Raw genomic sequence first — 4,485 nt, 5'->3', positions numbered from 1 at the left:
GGGGGGGGGGCCGGCCCGCCGGGGCCACCCGCCGGGCGCCCGCCGCCGCGGTCTTCAGGGGGCCGGGGGGGGGCGCGGCGCCGGACCTCGGCGCCATCGCGCAGCAATTCGGGCTGACCTCAGCCGAACTCCGTCTGCTGGGCTTGCTGTTTGCGGGCGCCACGGTGGCGGATGCCGCATCGACGCTCGGTGTCACCTTGGCGACGGCGAAGACTCACCTGTCGCGCCTGTTCGCCAAGACTGGCACCGCGCGACAGGTCGAACTTCTGTCGCTGGTCTGGCGGCTCACGCCACCGGCACGGCTGGAGTAAGGGGCGTCAGACGACTTGTAAGTCTGGCGCATTCACAGGCGGCTACCCCGGCATGACAGTTGCGGCAGACTGTTCTTTCCATTCCATCGGAAACGGCTGGTTCAGCCCCGGCAGGCTGAACCCCTCCGACTGCTTCCCATCCAGGATCGCCTCCACCACCTCTGGCGCCAGCAGCGTCAGGTTCAGCACCCGGCCGACATAGGCGCGATCGACGCCTTCTGCGGCGGCGAGCGCGCGAATCGACGCGTACCGCCCCTCCTCCAGCATCCGCCGCCACCGGAACGCCCGCGCCAGCGCCTTCACCAGCGCCGGGTCGCCGCGCGTCTCCGCCACCCCCGCCGCATCGCGGCCGGCCTGCACCGGCGCCCCATCCGGCCCAATGATCTGCTTCCGCCCCGCGCGGCGCCGGATCGTCATCGGCACCACCACCGTCACGCTGGTCATGCCGCAATCGCCTTCTTCGCCGCCATGTCACGCGCCAGCCCGGCGAGCCCTTCCAGATTGAGCCGGATCTGAGCGCCGGCCTCGGTGAGGTCCACGCGCTCGACTAGCAGCCGGACGATCCGCTCCTGCTCGCCGGGGAACAGTTCGTCCCACAGCGGATCCAGCCGCCCGAGCGCGTCGCGCACCTCGTCCTCCGTAACGTCCGGCGCCTCCGCCCGCGCCGCCTGCCAGGTGCCGACCACGACCTCCGGCTGGCGCAGCAGGGCGCGCACCTGCGACATCACCAGCCTCTCGATCTCGCCTGCCGGCAGCCGCCGGTGCGGCGCGTCGTTCGCGCCGCCCTGCAGCACTGTCTGGCTGACGTAGTAGCGGTAGAGCCGTCCCTTCTTCCGAGTGTGACTGGGCGACATGGCCCGCCCGTCCGGCCCGAACAGCAGGCCGCGCAGCAGCGCCGTGGCGGTGGCGCGGTTCTTCCCACCGCGCAGGCGCGGGCTCTCGGCCAGGATGCTGTGGACGCGGTCCCACAGTTCTCGCGGGATGATGGCCGCGTGCTCGCCGGGATAGGATTGACCCTTGTGCACGGCCTCGCCGATGTAGACCCGGTTCACCAGCAGCTTGTACAGCGCGCCCTTGTCGAACGGGCGGCCCGTCTTCGTCACGTGCCCCTCCGCCGCCAGGATCGGCAGCAGGCGCGATCCAGAGCCGATCTCGGCGAACCCCTCGAACACGCGCCGCACCGTCGCGGCGGCGGCCTCGTCCACCACCAGCTTGCGGTGCTCGACGCGGTAGCCGAGCGGCACCGGCCCGCCCATCCACATGCCGCGTGCGCGCGAGGCTGCGATCTTGTCGCGCACCCGCTCACCGATCAGTTCTCGCTCATACTGCGCAAAGCTGAGCAGCATGTTCAGCGTCAGCCGCCCCATGCTCGTGGTCGTGTTCAGCGACTGCGTAATCGCAACAAAGGTGACTTCGTGCGCCTCGAAGGTCTCGACCAGCTTCGCGAAGTCCATCAGCGAGCGCGACAGCCGGTCCACCTTATAGACCAGGACAACATCGACGAGGCCGGCCTCGATGTCGGTCAGCAGCCGCTTCAGTGCGAGGCGATCGAGGGTGCCGCCACTAACGCCGCCATCGTCATAGCGGTCGTGCACCAGCACCCAGCCCTCGGACCGCTGCGAGGCGATATAGGCCTCGCACGCGGCGCGCTGCGCCTCGAGCGAGTTGAACTCTTTGTCCAGCCCCTCGTCCGTGGATTTGCGGGTGTAGACGGCGCAGCGGAGTTTTCGGACCTTCGCCGGCATGGCGGCGTCGCGGCGGGTCATGCGCCGGCCTTCCGCATGCCGAAGAACGTCCAGCCGTTCCAGCGCGTGCCGGTGATGGCACGCGCGATGGCCGAGAGCGACTGATACGGGCGCCCCTGCCATTCGTAGCCGTCGCGCGTGACGGTGACGACGTGCTCGACGCCCTTCCATTCCCGCAGCAACCGCGTGCCGGCGATCGGGCGCTGGTCGCGACGGATCCGGCGCAGGGTCAGATTCCTGCCGTCGATCTGGTCGCCGAGCGCCTCGAGGCGCGCGATGGTCTCGGGCTTCAGGCCGCCGTATGCGAGTTCCTGAGTTCGGTATGAAAGCCTGCTTTCGAGGAACCTCCCGTTGTAGGGCGGCGGCTCCGTCCCGAAGAGCCGGCGCCACTCGGCCTTCAGCTCGGCGATCGGCATGCCGGCCAGCGCGGCAAGGCGCGCCGGCACGTCCTGCTTCGGGATGGCGCTGATCGTCGTGGTGATCGTGGTGGTCGGCTTCGCGCGGGTCATGCGTCTCCCTTTCTCCTGGGGTTCGCACGAAGGCGCTGGCGGGGGACGGAGGGTAGTCGAACCACCCTCTCGCTGCCGGCCGCGCGCGCGGCTTCCTCGGTAGCGCGGCTGCGGAGCCGCAGCAGGCCGCGGGCGAGGAGATCGCAGACATCGCGAAGGTGGGGCGGGAGGTGGGCGTTGATCGGCTGGGGCATCGCTCTTCACGGTCGTCCTGCCCCTTTTCTACCGATCGTCTCCCCAATCTTTCCCACGCCGCTGCGGCTGCCTCGTCCTATGCCCTCCTCTTTCGGGCCTCCGGCGCGAACATCGCCCAGGTGTCCTTCAGCTTCTTCTGCAGCGTGCTTTCGTCCGGCACCTTCTGCCCCCGGCTCGCGAACCAGGCCTGCACATGCCGGATCAAGGCCGCCTTCGATTCCGGCACGCCCTCGAAGTAGAACAGCCGGGATACCTCCAGCATGCAGGCGTCCCAATCGTGCGTGCGGAGTGCGCCGAGGCGCGGCAGCTCCGTCAGTGCCGCAAGATCAACACCGAACTCATCGGCAAGCGTCTGCAGCACCTCGTGCCGCACACCGAGGTTCTCTCGACGAACAGCAAACCCGGGCGGATCCCCTTCGGCGCGGATGATGCGCCGGTATAAGCCGGGCGCGGCATCCAGGAACTCAATGGCCGCACTTCCGGACAGGATGATCGCAAGCGCGTCCTGCGGACGCAGGTCGACCAGGCCGCTGACCTCGCGGACCTCCTCCGCGACAGCATACTGGTCCACGCTGCCCTCGTTCTCCCACAGGCCGAACTCCACGAGCAGGCCTGCCGCGGGCGTGCAGATTCGCAGCTGGCGCTCCACAACAAGCGCGCCGATGTCGACGAGGCTGAGGTCCAGCCTCCGGCCGGCGTCGGACAGATCATAGAACAGCTTTCGGATGGGTCGGTGTACCATGACGTCCTCCGTCATCAGCGGTGGATGGAGCGCATGCGGCGATAGGCGAACACGACGCGACCGATGTCGCGCTGCATGTCCGGCGGCAGGCGCCGTGCCTCGACAAAGAGATCGTCCAGCCGTAGCGCCAGAATGGCCGCTGCCTTCTCGATGAGTTCGTCCCGCGGCGGGCTATCGAGGTCGCGTTCGATCCGCGACCAATAGGCGGCCGATATCCCCAGCCGCTCCGCCATGTCGTTCAGCCCGATGCCCATCTCGGTACGGCGGGCGCGGATCACGTCCCCGAACGCCATCAGATACCTCCCTGCACAAGGCCGTAGCGCGCCGCGCGCACGGCGATGAACCGCTCCGTGACGCCGAACTCGATCGCCAGCGCGGCAAACACGCCGGCCACCACGTCGGCAGGATTGCCGGCCGCCAATACTGGGCTCGCGGGCCGTCCCTCATGCGGCGCCCGCGCAAGGCGCAGCCCCTCGCCGCGCGCGAGCGCCAGCAGGCGGGTGTGCAGCGGAACCGGCGGAACCAGCAGCGCACCCATGAACTCGTTGGCCCGCCCTTCTGCACCTCGGCTCACGCTCTCCAGCGCCGATGCGGAGCGCGCGACAGCGCGATAGCGGCGCGATCCGACGTCCATCTCATCAGGGACGTCGAGCAGCAGGTGACCAAGCTCATGCGCCGCCGTGCTGAGCGCCAGGTCGGGCCGACGCGACACCGTGGGCCCGTCGATGGAAACATAGGCCCAGCCCGGCTCGGCCGGATCGACGTCGCAGATCCCGAGCACGGCGCGCCCCGACTGGTCCCGCAGCGGCCGCGTCAGATTGTCAATCGGCACACAAACGGGACCCCGGATCGGCGTGCAAAAGGGACCCCCGTTTGGTGTGCATGGACGCGCCCGGGTTGGCCGGTGCGGAGCCGTAGGCGCAGCGGCGGGCCACCCGGGCGCGGTCGCGCCGTCGGTCGGGGATAGCGCGCCGTTCTTGTAA

At 69.4% G+C, this 4,485-nt stretch carries 7 protein-coding genes; 1 reads left to right on the top strand and 6 read right to left on the bottom strand.

The window, feature by feature from the left end; all coding sequences use genetic code 11:
- Positions 1-311: helix-turn-helix transcriptional regulator (locus AC1MIR_RS24535; RefSeq protein WP_480030798.1), on the top strand; the 311-nt coding region annotated here is incomplete at its 5' end.
- A 42-nt stretch (positions 312-353) separates the two neighbouring features.
- Here AC1MIR_RS24535 and AC1MIR_RS24530 read toward each other — a convergent pair.
- From AC1MIR_RS24530 to AC1MIR_RS24505, 6 genes are all read right to left on the bottom strand, one after another.
- The gene (locus AC1MIR_RS24530) at positions 354-755 is read right to left on the bottom strand and encodes a hypothetical protein (protein ID WP_480030797.1); all 402 of its coding nucleotides are present in this window, start codon (positions 753-755) and stop codon (positions 354-356) included.
- Entirely contained in the window at positions 752-2,077 is a 1,326-nt protein-coding gene (locus AC1MIR_RS24525) for a recombinase family protein (protein WP_480030796.1), read from the bottom strand. The genes AC1MIR_RS24530 and AC1MIR_RS24525 overlap by 4 nt, the downstream gene beginning before the upstream one ends.
- On the bottom strand, positions 2,074-2,565 hold the full coding sequence (locus AC1MIR_RS24520) for a DUF2924 domain-containing protein (RefSeq protein ID WP_480030795.1): 492 nt from the start codon (positions 2,563-2,565) through the stop codon (positions 2,074-2,076). Before AC1MIR_RS24520 ends, AC1MIR_RS24525 begins: the two co-directional genes overlap by 4 nt.
- Before the next feature lie 271 nt (positions 2,566-2,836).
- The gene (locus AC1MIR_RS24515; RefSeq protein WP_480030794.1) at positions 2,837-3,517 is read right to left on the bottom strand and encodes a hypothetical protein; all 681 of its coding nucleotides are present in this window, start codon (positions 3,515-3,517) and stop codon (positions 2,837-2,839) included.
- A complete protein-coding gene (locus AC1MIR_RS24510) occupies positions 3,517-3,795 on the bottom strand; it encodes a helix-turn-helix domain-containing protein (RefSeq protein ID WP_109873036.1) in 279 nt (92 codons plus the stop codon). The genes AC1MIR_RS24515 and AC1MIR_RS24510 overlap by 1 nt, the downstream gene beginning before the upstream one ends.
- Positions 3,795-4,283 (bottom strand): ImmA/IrrE family metallo-endopeptidase, encoded by a 489-nt coding sequence (locus tag AC1MIR_RS24505; protein WP_480030793.1) that lies wholly within the window; start codon positions 4,281-4,283, stop codon positions 3,795-3,797. The genes AC1MIR_RS24510 and AC1MIR_RS24505 overlap by 1 nt, the downstream gene beginning before the upstream one ends.
- Positions 4,284-4,485: the final 202 nt, after the last annotated feature.

Source organism: Falsiroseomonas sp. RANM36 (genome assembly GCF_056682175.1).
This window is presented reverse-complemented; position numbering and strand designations above follow the sequence as displayed.

Excerpts from the sequence above, each read along its gene's own strand:
- AC1MIR_RS24520 (WP_480030795.1), bottom strand. The coding sequence starts at position 2,565 with ATGACCCGCGCGAAGCCGACCACCACGATCACCACGACGATCAGCGCC.
- AC1MIR_RS24510 (WP_109873036.1), bottom strand. The coding sequence starts at position 3,795 with ATGGCGTTCGGGGACGTGATCCGCGCCCGCCGTACCGAGATGGGCATC.
- AC1MIR_RS24515 (WP_480030794.1), bottom strand. The coding sequence starts at position 3,517 with ATGACGGAGGACGTCATGGTACACCGACCCATCCGAAAGCTGTTCTAT.
- AC1MIR_RS24530 (WP_480030797.1), bottom strand. The coding sequence starts at position 755 with ATGACCAGCGTGACGGTGGTGGTGCCGATGACGATCCGGCGCCGCGCG.
- AC1MIR_RS24525 (WP_480030796.1), bottom strand. The coding sequence starts at position 2,077 with ATGACCCGCCGCGACGCCGCCATGCCGGCGAAGGTCCGAAAACTCCGC.